A 23,504-nucleotide genomic window follows, 5' to 3' on the forward strand; every position below is an offset into this window, starting at 1 on the left:
AGAAAGACAAGCCGGAAAGGCTCGATCCATCATGCCCCGTTTTGACGATATCTATGCCAAGGACTTCAAGGAGGCGCCTTACTGGTGGGAGGCTGCCGAACCGGAAACCGATCTCGATCCCTTGCCGGAACGCGCCGATGTCGTGGTCATTGGCTCGGGCTATGCGGGGCTGAACGCGGCGACTCATCTGGCGCGCGCCGGGCGCTCGGTCGTCGTCATTGACGGCGACCGGATCGGGGAGGGCGCCTCGACGCGGTCGGGCGGCATGGTGTCGAGCGGTCAGAAGCTGGTGGTGAGTGGCGCGATCAAGGGGATCGACTCCGTGCTGTTCTCGCGCCTGATCGGCGAAAGCAATGAGAGCTTCGACTATCTGAAGATGCTGGTCGAGACGGAGAGGCTGGATGCCGGCCTCGCGCTCACCGGACGTTTTTTCGGCGCTCACGCGGCGGGCAACTACGAAACCCTGAAGCGGCATGGCGCGCTTCTGGCGGAAAAGACCGGCGTCACAGTGCATTTTCTCGATCGCGCGCATCAGCGGGCCGCAATCGGTTCGGACTATTATCACGGTGGCATGGTGATCGACCAATATGGCGGTCTGCACCCGGGCAAGTATCACAAGGCGCTGCGCGACCGGGCGCGCGCCGCCGGCGTCGTGCTGCGCTCGCATGCGCGTGCGGGCATGGTGCAGGACGGAGTGGGCGGGGAGAAGATCGTGCCGACCGCGCGGGGCAGCATCCGGGCCGCGCACGTCGTCGCAACCACCAACGGCTATACCGGGGCGGCTGCGACGCCGGGGCTCGCCAGCCGCATCGTGCCGGTCAAGAGCTATCAGATCGCTACCGAGCCGCTGCCGGCTGATCTGCTGGCCGAGCTGATTCCGCACGCCCGCATGGTGTCCGATACGCGTCGTGACCTGATCTATACAAGGCCGTCGCCCGACGGGACGCGACTTCTGTTCGGTTCGCGCCCGGGCATCTTCGACATGCCGGACAAGCTTGCCGCCAGGCGGCTCTACATGCGCATGTTGACCATCTGGCCGCAACTTGCGGGCGTGAAGATCACGCATGCGTGGAGCGGGCGTGTGGCGATGACGGTCGACAAGCTCGCGCATCTTGGGGCGCGCGACGGCACGGACTTCGCAGTCGGCTGCAACGGCAACGGCGTCGCGCTGATGACCTATCTCGGCTATCAGACGGCGCGGAAAATTCTCGGCGAGCAGAACATGCCGTCAGCCTTTGATCGGGACACATTCACCGCCGTGCCCTTCTACGCGGGCAGGCCGTGGTTCCTGCCGCTGTTTGCAGGCTGGTATCGCCTGCGCGATTTCCTCGATCGTCCGCGAGGCTGAATTGGAGCAGCCCGCTATTCCGGTCGGCCCGGAAGAGGATACGGCGACGAACGCCTGAAGGAGGACGATTTGTCCAGAATAATTCCCGATCTCGTCGTCACGCCGCAGGAGCTACCCGCGAAGGTGGACGTCGTCGTCATCGGCGGAGGCATCATCGGCGTCTCGACGGCGCTCTCGCTGGCCGAGCGCGGCGTCAGCGTGGCCTTGTGTGAAAAGGGTTTGATCGGAGCGGAGCAGTCGTCGCGAAACTGGGGCTGGGTCCGCCAGATGGGGCGCGATCCGGCCGAGTTGCCGCTTGCTATCGAAAGTCTCCGGCTCTGGCGTGGCATGAACGCGCGCATCGCCGGCGAAACGGGCTTTCGGCAGACGGGCATCGCCTACCTCTGCGACACCGATGCCGATGTCGCGACGTACGAGGAGTGGCTCAAGCATGCCGTCCCGTTGGGTCTCGATTCCCGCCTCGTTAGCGGCGAGGCGCTGAAGACGCTCATCCCCGGAGCGGCGAAGCCGTTCCGCGCCGCGTTGCACACGCCGAGCGACGGCAAGGCCGAGCCCTTTATCGCAGTCCCGGCGATGGCGCGGGCCGCGGCCGCCAAAGGCGCGCAAATCCTCACCAATTGCGCGGTCCGCTCCGTCGAGCGATCGGGCGGCCGGGTGAGCGGCTGTGTGACCGAGCGCGGTGAGATTCGCTGCTCCTCCGTGGTTCTTGCGGGAGGAGCCTGGTCGCGCTTGTTTGCTGGCAACATCGGCATCGATCTTCCGGTCCTGAAGATCCTCGGCAGCGTCGTCCGCCTGTCCTCCGTCGACGGCGTTCCGGATTTCGCAGTTGGTGCGGGCAACTTCGCTTTCCGTCGCCGTCTGGACGGCGGGTTCACCGTCGCTCAGCGCAACGCAAATGTTGCGCCGATCACGCCGGATAGCTTTCGCTTGTTCTGCGACTATACGCCGACGCTCATCAAGAGCTGGAACGAGCTGACACTTCGCATCAGCGGTCAGTTTTTTCGCGAGCTGTCGATAGCGCGAAGCTGGCAGAGCGACGAAGTTACGCCTTTCGAACAGGTCCGCATTCTCGATCCCGATCCATCGTGGCGATTCGTTCGAGGCGGCGTTCGCCATCTGCGCGAGGCGTTCCCGGCGTTCGGCGACGCCAAGATAACAAAGGTGTGGGCCGGCTTGATGGACGTTACGCCGGATGCCGTTCCGGTCATGGCGCCGGTCGGCTCCGTTCCCGGCTTCTATCTCGCCACAGGTTTCTCCGGTCACGGGTTCGGTATCGGCCCGGGCGCCGGCGCGTTGATGGCCGACCTGGTTACGGGATCGACGGCTTGCGTCGATCCGGCTCCATTCCGGATCGAGCGATTCAAGCGGTTGAAAAAGGTTGCTTGATTTGAGCCATTTGGGTCCGTCGATCGCGGATCGCGACGACCATACAATGGTCAAGCCTCCAGACTCGACCCCGGAGAGCACGCCATGATCGGGCAAGCAGATTTCGTTGTCGTCGATCTTGGCGCGATGGGCAGTTCCATCCTTTATCAATTGGCCAAGCGCGGTGCGCATGCGATCGGAATCGATCGTTTCGCGCCGCCTGGCGCGGGACCGACCGTCAGGAAGCGAAATTCTTTCTGTTGAAAGTGGTGCATGCTTGGGCAATGTATCGCAATGACCTGAGCGGGATAGCTCGGATGCGGTACCGCGGGCTGCGCGAGCTGAAAATCAAGATCAAGCTGTTGAATTTACAAAGGTTAAAGTTCTCCGTGGCCCCCATGATGGATTGGAGCGAGAGTTCAAGTTTTTCAATTGGTTGGAAGGTAGCGTGTGCACAGTGTGTGCACCGGAAGATCAAGAAAAATCCATCAAGAGCAAGTGGTGGATCGTCGTTCTTTGGTAATGTGAGGTCCGCGTAAATTCGTTGAAGTGCCGGACCAGAGGGGCGGGCGGCTTGGCAGCGCCCACTGGGGCGAAGCAAGACACGAGGCCCGACTGAACTGCGATGGCAATATACCCAGGCTCTCTGCGGTGCCCCTCAAGTCTTCCTCGGAACGCTTGCTGTTACGTCCTCAGGCGGAATGCCCACGATCCTCCCATAAAGGACCGGATCAGTCGCGCCCTCGGTATTAATCAGGAAGACACTCGCATCTGGGCCGAGTCCGATTTCCGCACGTAGCGCCGGATCACCCGCCACCTTTGCCAATCCAGCGAGACCGACGCCGCCGCTTTCGCCGGCGACGATCGCCGGATCGCCGTCGACGGGATGCGCGAGATACTTCATCGTCGCGATCGCCTCGTCGTCCTCAACGGTCATGAAAGCATCTGCAACTCGGGCGAGAATTCGCCAGGCAACGAGGGATGGCTCGTAGCATTCGAGCATCGCCATGACCGTCGGCTTGTCATGCGGAATCTTCACGATGTGGCCGGCCTTGGCACTCTCAAAAAGGCAGGCGGCTCGCGCCGGGTCCACCACAGTGAGGAAGGGTCTGTCATTTCCGAAGACGAGCGCAAAATGTGCGGCAACCGCTGCGGCAATTCCGCCGACGCCAGCCTGAATAAACACATGAGTTGGAGGTTTGGGTAGTGCGGCAAGCGCCTCACGCAGTAGCGCTGTATAGCCCTGCATGACAAGGTGCGGGATGCGTTCGTAACCAGGCCACGACGTGTCGGAAACCACGATCCAGCCCCGCTCGTTGGCGACACTCGAAGCCGTCGCAACGGAATCATCGTAGTTGCCCTCAACGCGCTCGATGCGAGCACCATAGCGGGCGATCGCTCGGCATCGCTCCTCACTAACGCCCGCATGGACAAAGATGACGCAGTTTGCGCGAACCAGTTGCGCGCCTTGTGCGACCGACCGGCCGTGGTTGCCGTCCGTAGCACAGGTCACCGTTAGTCCCGCGGCGACTGCGGCCACCTCAGGTGAGCGCCACTCGGAAACGTCGACCGGACGGCCGAGTTGTTTCGACGCCAACTCGAGGACAAGCTGGATGACGGCATAAGCTCCTCCGAGCGCTTTGAAGCTGCCGAGACCAAGGCGATGTCCCTCGTCCTTGAGGTATATGGACTCGACACCCAAGCGACGCGCAAGAGCCGGAAGTGAAGCCAGTGGGGTCGGGGTCGCCCCCTCTCGATGTTGAAGAAAGCGCTCCACCGCTTGAGCCGCCTCAATGCCGAGAGCGTCGGCATCGGAAGGATCGAGCGCAGAACGATATTCACTGAGAGTATTGCGGAGCAACATGGCGTCATCTTCCGTTGAGCGAGTTCATCTTAGATACCGTCCTCAATGCGATCACGGCGCTACAAATTCACCCGGATATCGCAGATTTCCCTCTCGCTCACCCCGTCAAATGAGCGTTTCGCGTTGGCGATGTTCGATGCGTGCGTCGGGTCAAGCGTTGAGCCGTTCTACTCATTGGCTCAGCTTCCTCGCGACGTCGAGAAGGACGTTAGCGCCCGCGATCAGCTCATGATCGGCCGTGAACTCTGCGGGGTTATGACTAATCCCGCCCTTTGACGGCACGAATATCATTGCCGCCGGGGCAACGCGCGCGATCATTTGCGCGTCATGACCTGCGCCTGACGTCATTCGCCGGCAGAGCAGCTGCCGCTGGCCAGCGGACTCCTCAACGGCGCTCACAATTTCAGGCGCGAATATCACCGGCTTAAAGCGAGCCAAACGCTCGATCTTTACCTCATAGCCTTCGACGACAAGTCCGTCCAAGAACCTCTGAAGCGCCGCCTCCTGAGATCTCAGCCGATCCTCGTCGGGATTCCTCAAGTCGACAGTGAAGACAGCGGCTGAAGGAATCACATTGATCGCGTTCGGTTCGAACCGGATGGTGCCGACCGTCGCCACGGCGTCCTGCGTTCTTCGCGCCAGGTCATCAAGGAAGGCGATAACTCGTCCCGCTGCAACACCTGCATCGCGACGCATCACCATGGGCGTGGTTCCTGCGTGGTTTGCCGTGCCCGCTATTGACACCCTCTGCCACGAAATGCCTTGGAGATTTTCGACGGCACCGATAGGCAGGCCTTCGGCTTCCAAGACAGGGCCTTGTTCTATGTGAAGTTCGATGTAAGCATGGGGGCGCAGGAATCCCGGTTCTCGGGATCCGGCATAGCCGATGCGAGCAAGCTCCGCACCAAGGGTGGTTCCGTCGGTCCCGATGGCAGCCAGAGCATCGTCGGTAGCGAGTCCCCCTGCCGCGACGAGGCTGCCCATCATGTCAGGAGCGAAGCGTACGCCCTCTTCATTGGTGTAGGCGACTACGGCGAGAGGCCGGGCCGGTCGAAGGCTCGCTTGCTGCATTGCTTCGATCACTGCCAATCCCGCCAGCACGCCGAAGCAGCCATCGTAGATGCCGGCATCGATGACCGTATCGATATGGGATCCCATTACGACCGGCTCACCTGAAGCATCTTCCGGCTCCCAGATGCCATAGATGTTACCAATGCGGTCGACTTCGATCCGCAAGCCCGCCTGCTTCAACCATTCACAAAGAAGGTCTCGCCCCTCGCGGTCGGCATCGGTGCCGGCAACACGGCAGAGGCGACCGGCTTCGTCTCGGCCGATCCCGCCCAGTTCTTTGATACGCTCGATCAGGCGAGTTGCGTTAATCGCAATAGTCATTGCCACCCTTCCACCTTCCATGAGGCCGCCTTCAGGCTGGTTTGTCAGCTGCTGCGACCCGTTTTAATCGTCAGATCTGATCGTTCGTCATGCCTCTGGTAGTCGACGCCGCGTGATTGCGACATGGAGCTTGGTGCCGGTAAGAAGCGCCTCGTCGTTGAAGTCGTAGCTTGGGTTGTGCAAGGGAGCAGAGCTCGTGCCATTGCCTATGAACAGAAAGCAGCCCGGCACGTGCGCCAGAAACCGTGCGAAGTCTTCCGATCCAGTCATAGGTTCATGTGCGGTCGCGACATTCTCTGGCGGTGCGACGGTATGTGCAGCGGCAAACGCTTCCTCGACGAGGGCAGGGTCGTTCAGGAGCGGCACAAACTCGCGCGTATATGTAACCTCGACGGAAAGATTGTAGGTGCGGGCGGTTCCTTCAGCAATCGCACGCATCTGGGCCTCGATCTCCGCGCTGACTTCGGGGCGGAAGCTGCGTGCATCGCCCAGGATTCGTGCTAGTCCTGGCAGCACGTTCCGGGTACCGTCGGTAATGAGCTCGGTCACCGAGACAACACCGATATCGGTCGGGCTCAGCCGCCGCGACACTATCGACTGAATATTCATGACGGTCGCGCACGCGGCCACAAGGGTCTCCTTGCCATGATGAGGACGGGCGGCGTGGCTGCCGATACCCTTCAGTACAATTTCGAAGTTGTCCTCTGCCGACATGATGGGCCCAACACGGGTTTGCACGTGGCCGACCGCAAGACCTGGCATATTATGGAGGCCATAGATTTCCTCAAACGGAAACCGTTCCATCAAACCGTTGTCGAGCATCGCGAGTGCCCCTCGACCCCATTCCTCGGCGGGTTGGAAGACAAAACGCACGGTGCCATCGAACCCACCTTCTTCGGACAGAAGCTTGGCGGCGCCAAGAAGCATCGCGGTATGACCATCATGACCGCACGCGTGCATAACACCGGGATTGAGTGACCGATGGCCAATCCCTCCTTGCTCAGAGATGCGTAGTGCGTCCATGTCGGCGCGCAGCGCGATGCAGCGATTGCCCGTTCCGCGCCTCAGCGTGCCAACCACTCCCGTACCGCCGACCCCCTCAGTAACGTCGTCTAAACCAAATTCGCGGAGCTTTGCTGCCACGAAAGCTGCAGTGCGGCGCTCCTCGAACCCGAATTCTGGATGCCGGTGGAGATCCCGTCTCCACTCCGTCATTTCGCGGTCCAGCGTCGCGAAGTCGGTCATTGGCTTGCCTCCTTGGAATGTGCGTGCATACGTGTTGAGACCTGCGTTGGATCACCGCCGAGAGGTATTCCGGGTGGAGATCCACCCGGAAAGTGATCATCGTGAAATGCATCTCGTTGAGATCAACGCATCGGCGGGGCGTATTGCGCGCCGCCATCTTTCACGAGGCGGTTGATGCCGCGGGGAATGCCCAGTGGTACAATATTGCGATCCCAGATCTCGGCGAAGTTGCCGACCGCCTTAACTGCGTTCACAGCCCACTGGGTGTCCAAGCGCAAAGTCGCACCGAGATCGTTCGTCTCGCCCATGAAACGCTGAATTTGGGGATTAGCGCTCTTACGGAACGTTTCTATATTTGATTGGGTAATGCCGAACTCCTCGGCGGTGAGCAGCGCGACATGCGTCCATCGGACGATGTCGAAAAAGCGTTGGTCACCTTTGCGGACGAAGATTCCGAGAGGCTCTTTCGAGATGATTTCGGGGAGCACGACATAGTTGTCACCCGCGGGACCCAGCGTCGCCTTGAACGAACCCAGTTGCGCACTGTCATTCGTGTAGGCGTCGCAGCGGTCGCTCATCAGCGCGTCGCGGATCTGTTCTAGCTTCTCAATGACAACAGGTTTTAGTTCAAGCTTATTGGCTCGAAAATAGTCGACGAGGTTCACCTCGCCGGTCGAGCCAGGCTCCACACAGACGGATGCGCCGTTGAGATCCAGCGCGCTTTTTGCGCCAATGCTTTTCTTTACGAGAAAACCTTGGCCATCGTAGAAGTAGACTGCAGCGACCTCCAGACCGAGACTGGCCTCACGGGTGAGAGTCCAGGTCGTATATCGCGCAATGAGGTCGACTTCGCCAGACTGCAGTGCGGGGAAGCGTGTAAGACTAGTCAAAGAAGTGAAGCGCGCCTTCGCGGGATCGCCGAAGATTGCGGCTGCGACGGAACGGCAGAGATCAACATCGAGCCCCTGCATGACGCCCTTGCTGTCGGCGAAACTAAAGCCGGGCTTGTCCCCCGAGATGCCACAGATCAGATATCCGCGGGCCCTGATGGCACCGAGCGTGTCTACCGTACTGGTCGCTGCGGGGGAGTTCTGTGCCTGAGCTTGAGCGGCCAACGGCGCGATCGCGAACGCTGCTGCGCAGATCGTCGTACGCAGGGCACGGCGCAACACGTCGTGGCGTTTCGCGAGCGTCGAACAGTACAAATCCGAATGTCTCATGGGTGCAGTCCTCCTTAAAAGGCAGTGTGGTTGCTCGCGTTGATCTTTCCCGGTCTCTTCATCTTAGGACGGGATCTGTGCTGGCTGGGCGACGGGACGTCTTTCGATCGGGCGAGTTGCGTCAATCGCAGGAGTAATTGCCATCCATCCATAGAGCCGCCTCCGGGACCAGCCCCTCGGCGAACCGCAGCCTCCCGCTCTGTCAATCGATCCATCGGCTCGGAATTTCCCGAGTTGGCACATCGGAAGATCAGTGTTGTCTAAGAACTTGACCTAAGAATAGCTTGAGCCGATCGCTCTTTGGTTGGCCAAACACCGCCTGCGGACTTCCGGATTCGACGATCTGGCCGTGGTCCATGAACACGACGCGATCGGCTACTTCGCGAGCAAATCCCATTTCATGGGTGACGCAAATCATCGTCATGCCATCCCTGGCGAGCGAAACCATCGTATCGAGCACCTCTTTGACCATCTCCGGATCGAGAGCCGACGTTGGTTCGTCGAACAGTATGATCTTGGGCTTCATGCATAGGGCGCGGGCGATGGCGACGCGCTGTTGCTGTCCGCCCGAAAGTTGTCCCGGGAACTTATTGGCTTGATCGGGAATGCGGACGCGCTCCAGGTAGGCTCTAGCTTGCGCATCGGCGTCTGCACGAGCGACGCCGCGCACGAGCATAGGTGCAATCGTGCAGTTTTCGAGAACGGTCAGATGCGGGAATAAATTGAAGCTTTGGAACACCATCCCGACCTCCCGGCGAACGGCATCCAGATGGGCGATGTTGTGGTCGACCTGTATGCCGTCCACGACAATCGTGCCCTGCTGATGTTCCTCAAGATTGTTGATACAGCGGATAAGCGTGGACTTCCCCGAGCCTGAAGGCCCGCAGATCACGACTCGTTCGCCGGCCGCCACATCGAGATCGACGTCGCGAAGTACGTGCAAGCTGCCGTACCACTTGTTGACCTTCTGTATCGAAACGGCAGTTGCCTTCGTTGTCGGGTCAGTTTCGGCGATCACTGGTTGGATCACTTGAAGTCCCTTTCCTCGTATCTGGCTCTTGCGCGTGGATGACGATCAAGATGCCTTTTGGGTGATCAATGATCAGCGGTGTCTTTGCATGCTGAGGCCGAATTCCAGCCATTGGCTGTATCGCGACATTGCAAAGCAGAAGACAAAGTAGATCAGGCCGGCAAAGATGTAGGTCTCCACGCCAAATCCCTGCCAGGCTGGTTCGGCAACGGCGACCTGTGCCGAGTGCAGAAGGTCGTATAGGCCGATGATCAGGACCAGAGAGGTGTCCTTGAAAAAGCCGATGAAGTTGTTGACGAGCGGCGGAATGACTGTCCGCAAGGCTTGCGGAAGCACAATCCGCCTTGAACTCTGCCAATAGGAAAGCCCCAATACATATGCGGCCTCGTACTGCCCTTTCGGAAGCGCTTGCAGGCCGCCGCGCACGACTTCCGCCAGATACGCAGCGAAGAAGAGGATGATGGCGATCTGGGCTCGCACAAGTTTGTCGAGATTGACGCCTTCCGGCATCAACAGCGGAAACATGACACTTGCCATGAAAAGAAGGGTGATCAGAGGGACGCCGCGAATGACTTCGACGTGGGCCACGCAGAGCCACTTGATGAATGGGAGATCCGAGCGTCGGCCAAGGGCTACGAAGACTGACAACGGAAACGCGATCGCGACTCCGATGGTCGCAATGATAAGCGTAAGCGCCAGGCCGCCCCAGTTCGCCTGGGAGACGAATGTGAGCCCGAATACGCCGCCCCACATGAGCAGTCCTATCAGGAGGAGGGTGAGGCCCCACAGTGCTGCGAGTTCGATGCGCCAGAATCGCTTCATCGCAGACACGACAAACAATCCAACGAAAAGGGCAATGACGATCGCCGGCCGCCAATGCTGCTCGAAGGGGTATGTACCGAACAGGATGAAGCGGTACTTCTCCCGGATTACTGCCCAGCAAGCTCCGCTTCCCAGCGCTCTACAGCTATCGGTGATGGGGCCCTGTGGACCGGCTGGAACACTCCACACGGCGTCAAGAAAAGCCCATTGGAACAGCGAGATTCCGAACTTCGCCATGGCCATCAGCAAGACCAGTGTCGTGAGCGAGGAAAGCCACGAGTAGAAGAGGTTCTCCCGCGCCCAAGCGAAGAAGCCGCCACCGATCAATTCAGGGCGTTCGCGCGCTTCAATGAGCGTCGGATTGACGATGTGTTCAACCAAAGCAACCATGGTCAGCGCTCCACCAACGCCACACGGGCGTTGTAGATGTTCATCAGAAGACTGATAGAAAGACTGATCGTTAAATAGACGCCCATGATGACGCCCACGAGCTCGATGGACTGGCCTGTCTGATTCATCGAGGTTGTCGCGACGGACACAATGTCCTGGTAGCCGATCGCGACGGCGAGGGAGGAGCCTTTGGTCACATTGAGATATTGGCTGGTCAACGGAGGCACAATGACGCGCAAGGCCTGCGGAAATACGATCCAAGTCAGAATGTTTTTCGGATGGAGCCCGAGGGCGCGAGCCGCTTCGTGCTGCCCGCGGCCTACCGATTCCAGTCCCGATCGGACGATTTCGGCAATGAACGCGGCGTTGTAAACGACGAGACCGACGAGAAGCGCGAAGAATTCGGGGGAAACGGTCGCGCCGCCGCGAATATTGAAGCCTTTCGGCTGAGGCATATCGAGAGTCACAGATGCGCCGAGCGAGAATCCGACGACGAGCGGGATGGCGACCAGAAGGGTGATGGCTACCGGCCAGAACGACCTTGCGCGGCCATCATCCAGTTGCTTGCGGGACGTTCTCTTTGCGTACAGCGTCGTTGCCAGAAGGCCGAGAACAAAGGCGAACAGTGTCCAACCATGCGCGGCTTGCCAATCCACGACGGGAGAGCTTAATCCGCGATTCGACAGAAAAACGCCGGCGACGGGATTTAGAGCCTGCCGGACGGGCGGCAGCTTCTGGAGGATGGTGTACCAAAGAAAGAGCTGGAGCAGGAGCGGGACGTCCCGGAATAGATCGACGTAAATGGAAGAAAGCTTGGCGAGCAGCCAGTTCTTCGAAATGCGTGCGACGCCGATTGCGGTGCCGAGAATGGTCGCAAGGATGATGCTCCAGAACGCGACCGACAGCGTATTCAGGGTCCCTACGAGAAGCGCGCGGAAATAGCTGTCTGCCGGCGTGTAAGCGATCAAGTGTTCGGCAATAGGCAAACCCGCTTCGCGAGTAAGGAAGCCGAATCCTGATGAGATGTTGCGCGCTGCAAGATTGTGGTGGAGATTTCCGGCGAGCCAGAAGACAGCTCCAAACAAGGCGAGCGCAGCGAGCGCTTGCCAAACGAATCTACGAACGGCGACGTTCGAAACAAGTGAGCCCAGCATTGTTGCTCGACGAGTGTGCGTTTGTATGCCGTCGTTGGGTGTCGTCATGTCGCTCTGCCACGAACTTCCATGAGTGGGTTGGAATAGGGGTGCATTTCCGGATCGCAAGGCGAGAGGACCCGGAAGACCGTCTTCTCGGGCCTGCATCAACGCATCGGAGGAGCGTATTGAATGCCACCATCCTTCGCGAGGCGGTTTGCGCCGCGCTGAATACCCAGGCTGGCGATGGTGCGGTCCCACAGCTCGGCGGTATTGCCGACGGCCTTGACGACATTAACGGCCCATTGTGCATCCAGCCCAAGAGCGGCGCCTAGATCGCCGGTCTCGCCCACGAAACGCTGATTCTGTGGGTCTCGTGTCTTCCGGAAGGTGTCGATATTGGTTTTGGCGATGCCGCTTTCCTCGGCGGTCAGCATGGCGATGTAAGTCCAGCGAACGATGTCAAAGAACCGTTGGTCGCCCTTGCGGACGAAAGTTCCGAGCGGTTCCTTTGATATGATGTCGGGAAGAAGAATGTATTCGTCGCCGGCTGGGCCCATCGAAAGTTTCAGGGAGCCGAGTAGCGAGGAATCGTTCGTATAGGCGTCACATCGGTTGTTTGCCAACGCATCGCGGACCTGTTCGACCTTTTCGATGACGATGGGCTTCAGTGCGAGATTGTGGGTCCGGAAGAAGTCGACCATGTTGGCTTCGCTTGTCGAGCCCTGCGTCACGCAGACGGTAGCGCCATCGAGCTCCAGCGCGCTCTTTACGCCCAGGCTTTTCTTCACCATGAACCCCTGGCCGTCATAGAAATAGACCGAGGCGACGTCGAGACCCAAGCTGGCTTCGCGAGTGAGCGTCCACGTGGTGAAGCGAGCCAACATGTCGACTTCGCCGGATTGGAGAGCGGGAAAGCGCGTCAAGCTGGTGAGGGTGGTGAAGCGAATCTTTTCCGGATCACCGAAGATCGCGGCTGCGACCGAGCGGCAGATGTCCGCATCCAGCCCTTGCATCACACCTTTGCTGTCCGGGAAGCTGAAGCCGGGTCGATCGCCTGCGACGCCGCAGATGAAATATCCGCGGGCCTTGATGGCTCCAAGTGTGTCGACCTTGTCTGAGGCAGAGGTACTCTGACCGCTCTGGGTTTGCGCTTGGGCGCCAAGTGGAGCGATTGCCATCGCTGCTACCAGCGTCGCCGCGCCGAGCGCGACCGCCAGTTTTGAGTGCGGCCTGCCTGCGCGCGTGATGGCGTATCCAAAAGTCACCATGGTCGTTCCTTCCCTGTCGAATGCGATGCGTTTGATTTTCTTGGGTGCGCCTAATGGCATCACCGTTCTTCTACGAAAGCCGAGCGAGGAGCGGCTACAGTCAGGCCGCCGCCGATGCGACTGGTTGCCCGTCTCGGATTGCCGCCTCTCCGAGATCCCAGAACAGGCCCGTCATGATTTGCATTCCTTCCTCCGCCACGCTGACGAGCATGTGCTCGTCCGGTGCATGCTGGGAGCAGGAAGGATAGGAGTGCGGGATCCAGAGGGTCGGCATGCCGATGATCTCGGCAAAGACCTCGTTTGGCAGCGATCCACCAAAGTTGGGCAACAAAGATGCCTCGCGACCGAGCGTCGTTTCCATCGACGAGAGGGCGAACTGAACCCAGCCGTTGTCGAGGTTGGTCCGGGTCGCAAGATAGAAGTCTTCCTTGATTTCCTCGAACTTCACGTCGGAGAACCCTCGCGCATCAAGATGCGCGCGCAACGCGGGAAGCACTTTCTCCGGATCGACGCCAACGACGTAACGCAGTTGACATGTTGCTTGAGCGGTCCCCGGCACGGCATTGACGGGGGCATCAGGCCGACCGCAAAGGAAGGCTAGGACCTCGAAATTGCACCAGCCATAGACTTGTTCCGCGCCCGCCAAGCCCGGCTCACCCCAGTTGTCGTCAATCGCCGGATCATCGGGGCCTGTTTCGAGGACGATTTTTTTCAGGGCTGCGCGGACCTCGGGCGGCATGCGATGCGGTATCCATTCCGGGATCGCGATGCGGCCGGTCGGATCGGTGATGGTGGCGATCGCATGGGCAAGCCTGATGCCGGGATTGACGAGCAGGCCACCCCAGTTTCCGGAATGATATGCTCCTTCGCGGATCTCGCAGGTCAGACGAAAGCCAACGCTGCCTCGACCACCGAGAAACAGGGTCGGTGCACCTGCCGCCAAACGGGGGCCGTCGGAAGCGATAAGACAGTCTGACTTGAGCAGATCGCGATGGTTTCTCGCGAGTTCGGCGAGCCCGAGCGAACCAGTCTCTTCGCCCATCTCGATGAGCACCTTGGTGTTGAACCCAAGCCGGCCGCGTCTGTCCAGCACGATGCGCAAGGCAGCCAGGTTGATCGAGTGTTGACCCTTGTTGTCCGCAGTGCCGCGGCCGTAGATGCGTCCGCCGGCTTCATCCAGTATCCAGGGATCGCGGCCGTCCTTCCAATCGCCACTCATGCCCCACAGAACGTCGCCGTGGCCGTAGATCAGAATGGTGGGGCGTCTCGGATCTTCGATCCGCTCGGCATACATAGCCGGCAGACGCTGCTCGACCGGGTTTTCGATGACCCGGCATGAAAAGCCCATCCGCTCCAGGAGCGGACGCATTTCCTTGTTCAAGTAGTGAAGGTGATCGTCGCGGCTGTCCGTTCGAGGGCTTTCGCTACGGATGGCAATGCGAGGGGCCATCTCGGCCGTGAAGTCGCCGTCAACGACATAGCGTCGCGCGGCGGCAATCGCATCTTCCCTCGTGGCCGGCTGGGCAACGCTAGACATCAGAGCTCCGGAAAGGAAAAATCGCCGACTGCGAGCACAGGTCGCCGCTCCCGTGTCGCGGTTCTTGTCCCTCAAGAAATTGCATATTCGGATATGATCAGTATTGCGGCGTCGCCGAGTTGTGCGCTCGGATTCAAGCTGCCGAATGCAATCTTCCCTCGATTTCTCGGGGTTGGCCGAACGAATTGTGGTGGTTCACTCGAAATAGTTCGGAGCAACATTTCGAGGGGAGTGCCGCAAGCTCCGGTCGGGGGTGTCGAGGAAAAGGGGAGCAGCGAGAGGACCGAGATGCGGGGATTCTCGTCGAAAAGATATTGCGCGCGGGCTCAAAAAAGCTTTTAGCTTGAGAGGCTTACTGGACGATGGAGGCGTTGATGCTGAAGAAGCTCGGGGTGCACGACCTCGATCAATATGATCTAGCAATCCTCGAAATTCTTCAGCGCGACAACACGACTCCGCAGCGCACTGTCGGAGACATGGTCAATCTGTCCGCTGCGGCCGTTCAACGCCGGATCAGCAGGCTTCAGAAGGGCGGTGTCATCGAAAGCAACGTCGCCATCCTGGATCCGGAGACCGTGGGTCTACCGATCACGATCCTCGTGGAAGTGCACATCGAGAGCGAGCGTCTTGATCTACTCGAGGCTGCGAAGAAGGCATTCATTGCAACCCCGGAAGTCCAGCAATGCTACTACATCACTGGCGACATGGATTTCTTGTTGGTGATCACTATCGCTTCGATGCGAGATTACGAAGACCTTACCAAGCGGTTGTTTTTCGAGAATCACAACGTCAAGCATTTCAAGACGATGGTGGTCATGGATCGCGTGAAAGCGTCGATGGGCCTAAAATTGCCCACGGAAAAAACGACTAAATAGGTCGCGCGCTTCGATCAATCGTCCATCGCCATCGACAAAGTTTCCGCATTCGTCTCCGTGACAGAACGGCATCTCGCAAGGCGGCTTTGTGACTTGCGGCCCCAACCTGCAACATTCTTGCAAAATGGGAGAGCATTTAGACGCGTTTCTCGCCGTCAACCGCAGTATTGATAGGGCCCAAGCTCAGTTTTCTGGGAAGCTGCGTTCGACTCGCTATCTCCCAAACTTGCCGGGGCTGTTGCCCCGGCGTTTTTTGTTAACCCGCGGCTGCGCTGAGATCATTCGAATCGGAGTTGAGATCCGAGGGAGGTGAGATCGGCAAAATTGCGAAACGTACGGTGCTGGTACTGACATGAGAGATTTCCAGTCGCCAGGACGTTCCGAAGCATTCGGCGTCAACGGTATGGCCGCGACCACGCACCCGCTAGCCACGCTGGCTGCCATCGACGTGCTGCGCGAAGGCGGAAACGCCATAGATGCAGCCGTGGCGGCCGGAGCGATGCTTGCTGTCGTTGAGCCAACCCAGACGGGCGTGGGTGGGGACTGCTTCGTTCTTCTGAAGCGGGAAGGGCAGCCGGTCATAGCTCTCAACGGATCCGGAGCCGCGCCATCAGCGGCGAGTGTCGAACGGCTCGCAGAAGCCGGCGTGACGACACTCGACCCCGAGAGTGCGCACACAGTTACTGTTCCAGGTGCCGTACGGACATGGGCTCGCCTGGCAGAAGATCACGGAACACTTGATCTCGCGCGACTACTCGCACCTGCGATCGCCGCCGCGGAGAATGGCTATCCCGTCGCTGAGCGGCTCGCGAGGGACTGGGCGAGGCACATGCCGAAGCTCTCTCGCCTTGCTGCGACGACTTCCGTCTTTCTTCACCGCGGCGAAGCGCCGGCTCCTGGCGATTTGCACGCGCAGCCAATGCTGGCTCGCACCCTTCGAGATGTCGCCAGACAAGGGGCGGACGTGTTTTACGAGGGATGGATTGCTGAAAGCATCGTAAAGGCGCTGCGTTCGCTCGGCGGTTTTCACACCGTCGAGGACTTCGCCGCGTTCCGGCCGCGTTACGAGAAGCCGATATCAGCGTCCTACCGTGGTTTTGAACTGTGGGAGTGTCCGCCGAATGGCTCAGGCGTTGCCGCTCTGGCCATGGCAAGTCTGCTCGACCGTTACAATGTCGCGGACTTTGCTCCCGTGTCGGTGGAGCGCTATCATCTCCTGGCCGAGATCGCCCGCATTGGCTATGCGGAGCGCGACGCCTTTGTCGGCGATCCCGATGCCGGGCATGTGCCGGTCGAGCGCATGACCTCGTCAGCTCGTGCCGACATCCTCGCTCGCCGGATATCGCCGAGCGGGCGGCTGACTGACGTCACGCCGATCACCATGCCGGAACACAAAGACACGGTGTTCCTGTCCGTCGTTGACAAAGATCGCACCGCAGTTTCGTTTATCAACTCGATCTTTGACGATTTCGGCAGCGGCATCGTGGCACCCGAATGTGGGGTCCTGCTGCACAACCGCGGCTTCGGCTTTGTGCTCGAGCCCGGCCATCCCAACGTTCTTGCTGGTGGCAAGCGGCCAATGCACACCATCCTGCCTGCGATGCTGACGCGAGGCGGCGAATGCGTGCTGTCGTTCGGTGTGACAGGGGGGCATTTCCAGCCGATTGGACAGATTCAGGTGCTGTCGAACCTTCTTGATCACAGAATGTCAGTGCAAGAAGCGATCGACCAACCGCGTATCTTCGCACGCGGCGACGTGCTGGACGTCGAAGCGACTGTTCCGGCTAAGATCGTCGAGGGGCTTCGTGCGTTGGGGCATCTTCCTACGCGAGCGTCAAATCCACTCGGAACTGCCCAGGCGATATGGATCGACCGTAAACGTGGCCTTCTCAGAGGTGGGGCTGATCCCCGACGGGATGGCATCGCCCTTGGTTATTGAGATCAGCTGTCGAAAGTTCTCATTCCATTGCTGGTCAAGCGGGGAGTGTGGCGAGCCCTGGCCGACGTCCTGCTCACTGTCGCAAGCGCTAGGGGCGATGAAGCGCTTCCTCCATGGGCGCGGTAACTCGGCCATGCTCGCCCAATTTATACTCAATCAGCAAACTGAGTATAACGCCAGTCTGATGCAGCTTTAGATATCATTGTATTTCCGACGCCAATCTTGCGATCCGCGCGTGCACACGGCTTTTCGTGTGCGCGACGTGTGCACCGAGAATCCGAATTCGTGGTTTCCGCTTCCAATCAAGGCCCAAATGAGCCTAGAAGGGCCAGGCTGCGGAAACGTAGGCGAGCTGAATTTCTCAGTCGGTCCAATAACACATAGGACTGACTGCGACTAAAATAACTTAGCAATATGAACAACTTACGCTGGAAATTTTCTTGTGCCCCGATGATGGATTGGACCGACCGGCATTGCCGGGTGTTCCACCGACATCTGACACGGCGGGGGTTGCTCTATACGGAGATGTTGACCACCGGCGCCATCATTCACGGCGACCGCGAGCGGCTGCTTGGCTTCGACGCGACCGAGCATCCGGTGGCGCTACAGCTTGGCGGCTCGGATCCGCGCGATCTCGCTGAAGCCGCGCGGATCGGCGAGGGGTTTGGCTATGACGAGATCAATCTCAATATCGGCTGCCCGTCCGATCGCGTGAAGGATGGACGCTTCGGTGCCTGTCTGATGGCGGAGCCGGAGCTCGTCGCGCGATGTGTCGCGGCGATGAAGCGCGCAGTCTCAATTCCCGTCACGGTGAAATGCCGCATTGGCATCGACGACCAGGATCCCGAAGTCGCGCTCGATACGTTGGCGCGCGCGGTGGTCGCTGCAGGCTGCGACGCGCTGATCGTGCACGCCCGGAAGGCTTGGCTGAACGGTCTGTCGCCGAAAGAGAATCGCGACATCCCGCCGCTCGATTACGACCGCGTCTATCGGCTCAAGCGCGCGATGCCTGAAGTGCCCATCATCATCAATGGCGGCATTCTGAGCATCGAGGAAGCGAAAGCGCATCTTGCGCATGTCGACGGCGTGATGCTCGGCCGTGCCGCCTATCAGGAGCCGTGGCGGCTGCTCTCGGTCGATCCCGAGATGTTCGGTGAGGCGGCGCCGCACGCGACCATGCAGGACGCGTTCGAGGCGATGATCCCCTATATCGAGGCGCAGCTCGCGCGCGGCACGCGGCTGCATGCTATGACGCGCCACTTCGTCGGTGCGTTCCACGCCGTGCCCGGCGCGCGCGCCTTCCGCCGTCATCTCGCTGAGCACGGCGTGAAGCCAGGCGCCGGCGTCGACGTCTTGCGTGATGCGATCGCGCGTGTTGGTGCACGCGCGCCGGCGGAGGCTGCCTAGCCGCGAGAAAGAGCCGGATCTCAGGATCCGGCTCTCTCTTGATTACGCTCAGCGGAACAGGTCGAAGTGATAGTTCACGCCGACGCGGAAGCTGTGGAATTTCGCAGCGTTCCAGTCCGGCAGGTTGTCATGCTTGAACTCGGTGTAGAGATACTCGGCCTTGGCCGACCATTTTGGCAGGAACGCCCATTCCACGCCGCCGCCCGCGGTCCAGCCCATCTTCATCTTGTTGATCGGGCCGTCCTTCAATTCGCCGGTGGCAAGACCTGCGGTCCCGAAGAACAGCAGCCGTGAATCCATTGTCGCGATGCCGGCACGTGCGCGGCCGGTCATGTACCAGGGCAGGCTGACCGCGGCGCTGTTGATTGCGTCGAGGTTCTTGATGTCTCCACCTTCGAAATCGTTCTCGATGCCGACCACGAACATCGGCGAGAGCTGGTAGTTGTAGCCGATCTGTACGCCGCCGAACGCGCCCTTGACCTTGCCGCCGCTCACCCCGACGAGATTGTTGAAGGCGTTGTCGCCGCTCTCGGCGTAGCCGGCATTGAGACCGGCATAGAGACCGGTCCAGGAATAGACAGTCTGCGGCGCCGTGTAGGCCGGTGCGGCGTAACGCGGCGACAGATCGGCCGCGCTCGCGCTGCTTGCGGCGAACGCCGCGACAAAGGGCAGGGCGCGCATTGCGCGACGTAAGGCGGCTCTGGCAGTCATCACTCTCAATCTCCCACTTGGCCGCCTCCGTCACGCGAGAAGCGGCGCTCGTCCAACCCCGATCCGGGAATGCGTCTCTTATAAACCGACTGGGCGGTTTGTAAATGCCGGAAATGCCACAGCCGGGATCGTTCGGTGGACGGATGACCAATTTGCCGAAGTGACCGTGCGCGGACGGAGAGCGCCGCCCTTAGCAGGCTGCTGAAAAAGATGCCTTGGATGATGATTTTCGTAATATGCGGCTTGAAAACGAAGCCAGCGATGGGCCTCGATGAGCTCCGCATGCGCTGTATAGGTGGGGTTGGTGGCTCATTTTTGACGCTCCAGACGGATTCATCCCGTCGCGGCCAGCAGCTTTGGGATGCGAACGAGGTTGTAGGCTGCGGCGGTGAACACGAAGAACCACTCGACCAGGCCGCGGCCGCGATGGCGCGTCTTGCGCAGGCCGCCAACCGTCTTGATCCACCCGAACGGCTCCTCGATCAGCTTGCGTTTGATGGTGCTGATCCGATAGCCGGGATGGCGGGTGGTGCGCGCGTCGATCGCCGAGCGGCGGTTGGTGTCGTTCTGCGAGACATGCGGCGTGCAGCCGCGCTCGCGGCAGCCGGCGACGAAGTCGGCAGTGTCGTAGTTCTTGTCGCCGCCGACCGTGCTACCGGGCCGGGCATTGTCCTCGATCATGTCGAGCGCAGTCGCGCGCTCGGCGGTGCCGTTGGCCTCGGTCAACCGCGCATCGACGATGAGTCCGTTGCGATTCTCCGTCATCAGATGCCCCATGTGGCAGAGCTTGGCCTCCTTGCCAGCACCCTTGCGGAACAGGCGGGCGTCGGGGTCCGTCGTCGAGGAATGCGTGGCGTTCTTGCGCTTCTCGCCATGGAAGTCGCGCTCGGCATTGCGGGAGCCGCGATCCTTTCCCGCGGGCGGATCGCCAGCGTCCTTCGGCACGAAGCTCTTCATGCTGGCCCAGGCCTCGATCAGCGTACCGTCAACCGAAAAGTGCTCGCTGGACAGCAGTCCTCGCACCTGCGGCAGGTTCAGCACGGCGACGAAGAACTTGGCGGCGATGTCGCCGTCGAGCAGCCGATCCCTGTTCTTGCAGAACACGGTCGGATTCCACACCGCGTCATCCATCGAAAGACCGACGAACCAGCGAAACAGCAGATTATAGTCGAGCTGCTCCATCAACTGCCGTTCCGAACGCACCGTATAGAAGGCTTGCAGCAGCAGCGCTCGCAAAAGCCGCTCCGGCGGGATCGACGGCCGACCTTCGCGCGAGTAAAGCCTGCTAAAATCGCGCGACAACTCTTTCAGCGCAGCGTCGACCAGGTCGCGGATCGCACGCAGCGGATGATCCGCCGGAACACGCTGCTCCAATCGCACGTAGCTGAATATGCCTTCCGACCGCTGATCTGCCCCGCGCATCGCAATCCCCAGCCCCAAGGAATCAAGCAAATGCAGGGAATCACAATCCGCGCGTCGCGCGAAGCGACTTTTTCAGCAGCCTGTTAGTCGACAGCCGTGCGCGAACGGCGGTGGCTGCTCTGGAGCTCCGGATAGCCGGTCAGCATCAGCGTGTCGGACCGCACGCCCCAGCTCTCCAGGCGATCGAGGAAGCTCATGCCGAGCAGGTTGGTCTTCATCAGGCCGCGCGGCACGACGAGGGCCGGCACGGATTTCTCGACGAGATGGCCGACTGCGAGCCGGTCGAGCGTCAGCCGCGCCGCCTTGGTGTGGCCGCCGGCGGTTTCGAGGTCGACGTCATATTCGAGCATCTCGAGCGGCAGCCCGATCGCCTTCGCGGTTTCCCAGGTCAGCACCACGGAGGTGGCGCCGGTATCGATCACCATGGGTGCTGCGACGCCATTGATCTTGGCGCGCAGTGCGAACTCGCCGCCCTGGCCGCGCTGGATCTGCACGGCGGGGGCGGGCACGGCCATCTGCGCGCGAAAAATGTGCGAGACCTTGTGGCTTGCGCGTGCGATCTGGTCGGGATCACCATAGGCGACCACGGCGCCGGCCGTGGCGGCGAGCATGATGAGAACGAGCAGGAAGCGGGTCATCGCGCGCCTCCGACGGCGCGCTGGCCGGTCAGGCCCGTTTCGACGATCCCGCGATCTGCTGCAAGCCGGCCTCCGCCATGCGCGTGGGCAGCAGCGCCATCAGCGCGAGCCGTTCGGTACTCTCCATGGCGTGCCAGCGCGCGATCTCCGGCAAGGTCCGGCCGCAGCCGAAGCACAGCTTGGTCTTGGGATCGATCATGCAGACGGCGACGCACGGCGTTTCTTTGGTCATCCGGACATAGTGGGGGATTGGCGGGCCTGTCTGCAAGCATGACGTTAAGAGCCCGTGCCCGCACTCATGATCGGCTTGTGGCGCGGCCTGCGCTTCTCGTCGGGCACCATGGAACTCTCCGGCTGCAGCGGCGGCGCCTCCTCCGACAGCGGCGCGAGCGCGCTCATCACGCGCTCCGGTGGGAAGGTGACGATCACCTCGGTGCCGATGCGCAGTTTCGACTTCAGCGTGAACGTGCCGCCGTGCAGGTCGATCAGGTTCTTGGCGATGGGCAGGCCGAGGCCCGCGCCCTGTTCGGCCGATTTGATCGAGTTGGAGCCCTGGCCAAACGAGGCGAGCACGACCGGGATCTCGTCCTCGGGGATGCCGGGTCCGGAGTCCTTCACCGACAGATACTGCCCGCCCGAAGCGGTCCAGCCGGCCTTGAGCCAGATCTCGCCGCCTTGCGGGGTAAACTTGATCGAGTTGGAAAGCAGGTTGAGCACGACCTGACGGATCGCGCGCTCGTCGGCCCAGAGCCGCGGCATGGCCTGCTCGAACACCTCGTGGATGGTGATGCCGCGGCTGGAGGCGCGCAGCTTCATCAGATGGTGGCAGTCGGCGACGATCCCGACCAGCGACACTGCCTCCTCGTTCAATTCGTAGCGGCCGGCCTCGATCCGTGACAGATCGAGGATTTCGTTGATGAGATTGAGCAGGTGTACACCGGAATTATGGATGTCCGCCGAATATTCCTTGTAGACCGGCACCGCATGCGCGCCAAAAATCTCGCTCTTCATCACCTCGGAGAAGCCGAGGATGGCGTTGAGCGGCGTGCGCAGCTCGTGGCTCATCTGCGCGAGGAAGCGCGATTTGGCGACATTGGCGGATTCGGCGCGGTGCCGCGCCTCGTCCGAGATCGCCTTGGCCTGTTCGAGCTCGCCGATCAGCGCGTCCTTCTCGGCGCGTGCCTCGAGCGTGGCGAAGGTCGAGGAGTGCAGGCGATGTGCCAGCAGCACGAAATAGCCTTCGGCTCCGAGTGCGAGCGCAGCCAGGATATAATTGTCGAGCGAACCGCTCATCGCAAAGCTCAACGCCATCGCGACCGCAACCGGTGCTGTGGCGGCGAGCGCTGCGATCGGCAGATTGGCAGCCAGCATGCTCGACACTGCGATCACCAGCAGCATCAGGAACATCATCAGCGTTTCCGTGACCATGTCGAGCACGGGATGAATCAGGATCGCCATCCAGCACAGGCCGTACAGCAAATCGAGCACCACAAAGCGTGTCCGCCAGGTGCGCGTCGCCGCTGGTGAGGCAGGCTCGGCCAGGAAGCGGCGGCAGCTGCGGATCATGGCCGCGTGAAGGCAGATCATGCCGGCGGTCCAGGCCGCGGCCGGGATCGGCTGCATCCACAGCCCGAACAGCACACCGGTGGCGACCACCAGCAGCATCACGACATAGGAGGCGGACAGGCGCGTCTGCGCATATTGGCGCAGCATCTCGGCGTCGAAGGCCGGCCGGGTTCCGCTGGTCGACGTTAACTTATCGCGCGCCTCGCGCACCCGCTGCGACGCAGCCCTTCGGCTGCTCGCCGACGGAGCGCTGATTGGTTCGGCCGGAAGCTGCACAACTTCAGGCTTTTCAGCGGGGTTACTCATCAAGCAACAACGATTCCTGCCCG

At 60.7% G+C, this 23,504-nt stretch carries 20 protein-coding genes; 6 read left to right on the forward strand and 14 right to left on the reverse strand.

The features are described 5' to 3' along the window. Window positions 1-31: 31 nt before the first annotated feature. The 3 genes from NLM32_RS19840 (at window position 32) to NLM32_RS19850 (ending at window position 2,977) form a co-directional block, all read left to right on the forward strand. The gene (locus tag NLM32_RS19840; RefSeq protein WP_254130591.1) at window positions 32-1,348 is read left to right on the forward strand and encodes an FAD-binding oxidoreductase; all 1,317 of its coding nucleotides are present in this window, start codon (window positions 32-34) and stop codon (window positions 1,346-1,348) included. Between the two features lie 69 nt (window positions 1,349-1,417). Then, a complete protein-coding gene (locus NLM32_RS19845; protein ID WP_254130592.1) occupies window positions 1,418-2,734 on the forward strand; it encodes an FAD-binding oxidoreductase in 1,317 nt (438 codons plus the stop codon). Between the two features lie 84 nt (window positions 2,735-2,818). Beyond that, on the forward strand, window positions 2,819-2,977 hold the full coding sequence (locus NLM32_RS19850) for a hypothetical protein (RefSeq protein ID WP_254130593.1): 159 nt from the start codon (window positions 2,819-2,821) through the stop codon (window positions 2,975-2,977). Window positions 2,978-3,371: 394 nt separating this feature from the next. Here the strand turns inward: NLM32_RS19850 and NLM32_RS19855 are convergent, their stop codons facing one another. From NLM32_RS19855 to NLM32_RS19895, 9 genes are all read right to left on the reverse strand, one after another. Beyond that, window positions 3,372-4,577 (reverse strand): diaminopropionate ammonia-lyase, encoded by a 1,206-nt coding sequence (locus tag NLM32_RS19855; RefSeq protein ID WP_254130594.1) that lies wholly within the window; start codon window positions 4,575-4,577, stop codon window positions 3,372-3,374. A 171-nt stretch (window positions 4,578-4,748) separates the two neighbouring features. Beyond that, window positions 4,749-5,969 carry a Zn-dependent hydrolase gene (locus NLM32_RS19860; RefSeq protein ID WP_254130595.1) on the reverse strand — a complete coding sequence of 407 codons (1,221 nt, stop codon included), beginning with the start codon at window positions 5,967-5,969 and terminating at the stop codon, window positions 4,749-4,751. 87 nt (window positions 5,970-6,056) lie between these two features. Beyond that, a complete protein-coding gene (locus tag NLM32_RS19865; RefSeq protein WP_254130596.1) occupies window positions 6,057-7,214 on the reverse strand; it encodes a M20 aminoacylase family protein in 1,158 nt (385 codons plus the stop codon). 122 nt (window positions 7,215-7,336) lie between these two features. After that, the gene (locus tag NLM32_RS19870; protein WP_375143646.1) at window positions 7,337-8,386 is read right to left on the reverse strand and encodes an amino acid ABC transporter substrate-binding protein; all 1,050 of its coding nucleotides are present in this window, start codon (window positions 8,384-8,386) and stop codon (window positions 7,337-7,339) included. 298 nt (window positions 8,387-8,684) lie between these two features. Further along, entirely contained in the window at window positions 8,685-9,464 is a 780-nt protein-coding gene (locus NLM32_RS19875) for an amino acid ABC transporter ATP-binding protein (RefSeq protein WP_309144853.1), read from the reverse strand. 72 nt (window positions 9,465-9,536) lie between these two features. Then, window positions 9,537-10,676, reverse strand: a complete 1,140-nt coding sequence (locus tag NLM32_RS19880) for an amino acid ABC transporter permease (RefSeq protein ID WP_254130598.1) — start codon at window positions 10,674-10,676, stop codon at window positions 9,537-9,539. Window positions 10,677-10,678: 2 nt separating this feature from the next. Further along, entirely contained in the window at window positions 10,679-11,878 is a 1,200-nt protein-coding gene (locus NLM32_RS19885; RefSeq protein ID WP_254130599.1) for an amino acid ABC transporter permease, read from the reverse strand. Window positions 11,879-11,976: 98 nt separating this feature from the next. After that, window positions 11,977-13,140 (reverse strand): amino acid ABC transporter substrate-binding protein, encoded by a 1,164-nt coding sequence (locus tag NLM32_RS19890; RefSeq protein ID WP_254130600.1) that lies wholly within the window; start codon window positions 13,138-13,140, stop codon window positions 11,977-11,979. A gap of 40 nt (window positions 13,141-13,180) precedes the next feature. Beyond that, window positions 13,181-14,617, reverse strand: coding sequence for a M20 family metallopeptidase (locus NLM32_RS19895; RefSeq protein WP_254130601.1), 1,437 nt, complete (start codon window positions 14,615-14,617; stop codon window positions 13,181-13,183). Window positions 14,618-14,991: 374 nt separating this feature from the next. On the opposite strand from NLM32_RS19895, the gene NLM32_RS19900 reads away from it, so the two are divergent. The 3 genes from NLM32_RS19900 (at window position 14,992) to dusA (ending at window position 18,838) form a co-directional block, all read left to right on the forward strand. Next, window positions 14,992-15,492 carry an Lrp/AsnC family transcriptional regulator gene (locus tag NLM32_RS19900; protein ID WP_254130602.1) on the forward strand — a complete coding sequence of 167 codons (501 nt, stop codon included), beginning with the start codon at window positions 14,992-14,994 and terminating at the stop codon, window positions 15,490-15,492. A gap of 352 nt (window positions 15,493-15,844) precedes the next feature. Continuing rightward, window positions 15,845-17,431, forward strand: coding sequence for a gamma-glutamyltransferase (ggt, locus tag NLM32_RS19905; protein ID WP_254130603.1), 1,587 nt, complete (start codon window positions 15,845-15,847; stop codon window positions 17,429-17,431). A gap of 414 nt (window positions 17,432-17,845) precedes the next feature. Next, window positions 17,846-18,838: a tRNA dihydrouridine(20/20a) synthase DusA gene (gene dusA, locus NLM32_RS19910; RefSeq protein WP_256568276.1), complete on the forward strand. Its 993-nt coding sequence runs from the start codon at window positions 17,846-17,848 to the stop codon at window positions 18,836-18,838. A 48-nt stretch (window positions 18,839-18,886) separates the two neighbouring features. On the opposite strand, the gene NLM32_RS19915 is transcribed toward dusA, so the two are convergent. From NLM32_RS19915 to NLM32_RS19935, 5 genes are all read right to left on the reverse strand, one after another. Further along, window positions 18,887-19,549, reverse strand: a complete 663-nt coding sequence (locus NLM32_RS19915; RefSeq protein WP_254135368.1) for an outer membrane protein — start codon at window positions 19,547-19,549, stop codon at window positions 18,887-18,889. Between the two features lie 333 nt (window positions 19,550-19,882). Then, on the reverse strand, window positions 19,883-20,971 hold the full coding sequence (locus tag NLM32_RS19920) for an IS5 family transposase (RefSeq protein WP_254128493.1): 1,089 nt from the start codon (window positions 20,969-20,971) through the stop codon (window positions 19,883-19,885). 83 nt (window positions 20,972-21,054) lie between these two features. Then, window positions 21,055-21,609, reverse strand: a complete 555-nt coding sequence (locus NLM32_RS19925) for a TIGR02281 family clan AA aspartic protease (RefSeq protein WP_254130605.1) — start codon at window positions 21,607-21,609, stop codon at window positions 21,055-21,057. Window positions 21,610-21,637: 28 nt separating this feature from the next. Continuing rightward, a complete protein-coding gene (locus NLM32_RS19930) occupies window positions 21,638-21,841 on the reverse strand; it encodes a DUF1289 domain-containing protein (protein ID WP_254130606.1) in 204 nt (67 codons plus the stop codon). Between the two features lie 44 nt (window positions 21,842-21,885). Next, a complete protein-coding gene (locus NLM32_RS19935; RefSeq protein WP_254130607.1) occupies window positions 21,886-23,481 on the reverse strand; it encodes a HAMP domain-containing sensor histidine kinase in 1,596 nt (531 codons plus the stop codon). Window positions 23,482-23,504 lie beyond the last annotated feature (23 nt).

The organism is Bradyrhizobium sp. CCGUVB14, from assembly GCF_024199935.1.
Lineage (GTDB): Bacteria > Pseudomonadota > Alphaproteobacteria > Rhizobiales > Xanthobacteraceae > Bradyrhizobium.

Excerpts from the sequence above, each read along its gene's own strand:
- NLM32_RS19890 (WP_254130600.1), bottom strand. The coding sequence starts at position 13,140 with ATGCCATTAGGCGCACCCAAGAAAATCAAACGCATCGCATTCGACAGG.
- NLM32_RS19880 (WP_254130598.1), bottom strand. The coding sequence starts at position 10,676 with ATGGTTGCTTTGGTTGAACACATCGTCAATCCGACGCTCATTGAAGCG.
- NLM32_RS19895 (WP_254130601.1), bottom strand. The coding sequence starts at position 14,617 with ATGTCTAGCGTTGCCCAGCCGGCCACGAGGGAAGATGCGATTGCCGCC.
- NLM32_RS19855 (WP_254130594.1), bottom strand. The coding sequence starts at position 4,577 with ATGTTGCTCCGCAATACTCTCAGTGAATATCGTTCTGCGCTCGATCCT.
- NLM32_RS19860 (WP_254130595.1), bottom strand. The coding sequence starts at position 5,969 with ATGACTATTGCGATTAACGCAACTCGCCTGATCGAGCGTATCAAAGAA.
- NLM32_RS19935 (WP_254130607.1), bottom strand. The coding sequence starts at position 23,481 with ATGAGTAACCCCGCTGAAAAGCCTGAAGTTGTGCAGCTTCCGGCCGAA.
- dusA (WP_256568276.1), top strand. The coding sequence starts at position 17,846 with ATGAACAACTTACGCTGGAAATTTTCTTGTGCCCCGATGATGGATTGG.
- ggt (WP_254130603.1), top strand. The coding sequence starts at position 15,845 with ATGAGAGATTTCCAGTCGCCAGGACGTTCCGAAGCATTCGGCGTCAAC.
- NLM32_RS19865 (WP_254130596.1), bottom strand. The coding sequence starts at position 7,214 with ATGACCGACTTCGCGACGCTGGACCGCGAAATGACGGAGTGGAGACGG.
- NLM32_RS19915 (WP_254135368.1), bottom strand. The coding sequence starts at position 19,549 with ATGACTGCCAGAGCCGCCTTACGTCGCGCAATGCGCGCCCTGCCCTTT.
- NLM32_RS19850 (WP_254130593.1), top strand. The coding sequence starts at position 2,819 with ATGATCGGGCAAGCAGATTTCGTTGTCGTCGATCTTGGCGCGATGGGC.
- NLM32_RS19840 (WP_254130591.1), top strand. The coding sequence starts at position 32 with ATGCCCCGTTTTGACGATATCTATGCCAAGGACTTCAAGGAGGCGCCT.
- NLM32_RS19930 (WP_254130606.1), bottom strand. The coding sequence starts at position 21,841 with ATGACCAAAGAAACGCCGTGCGTCGCCGTCTGCATGATCGATCCCAAG.
- NLM32_RS19920 (WP_254128493.1), bottom strand. The coding sequence starts at position 20,971 with ATGCGCGGGGCAGATCAGCGGTCGGAAGGCATATTCAGCTACGTGCGA.
- NLM32_RS19925 (WP_254130605.1), bottom strand. The coding sequence starts at position 21,609 with ATGACCCGCTTCCTGCTCGTTCTCATCATGCTCGCCGCCACGGCCGGC.
- NLM32_RS19885 (WP_254130599.1), bottom strand. The coding sequence starts at position 11,878 with ATGACGACACCCAACGACGGCATACAAACGCACACTCGTCGAGCAACA.
- NLM32_RS19900 (WP_254130602.1), top strand. The coding sequence starts at position 14,992 with ATGCTGAAGAAGCTCGGGGTGCACGACCTCGATCAATATGATCTAGCA.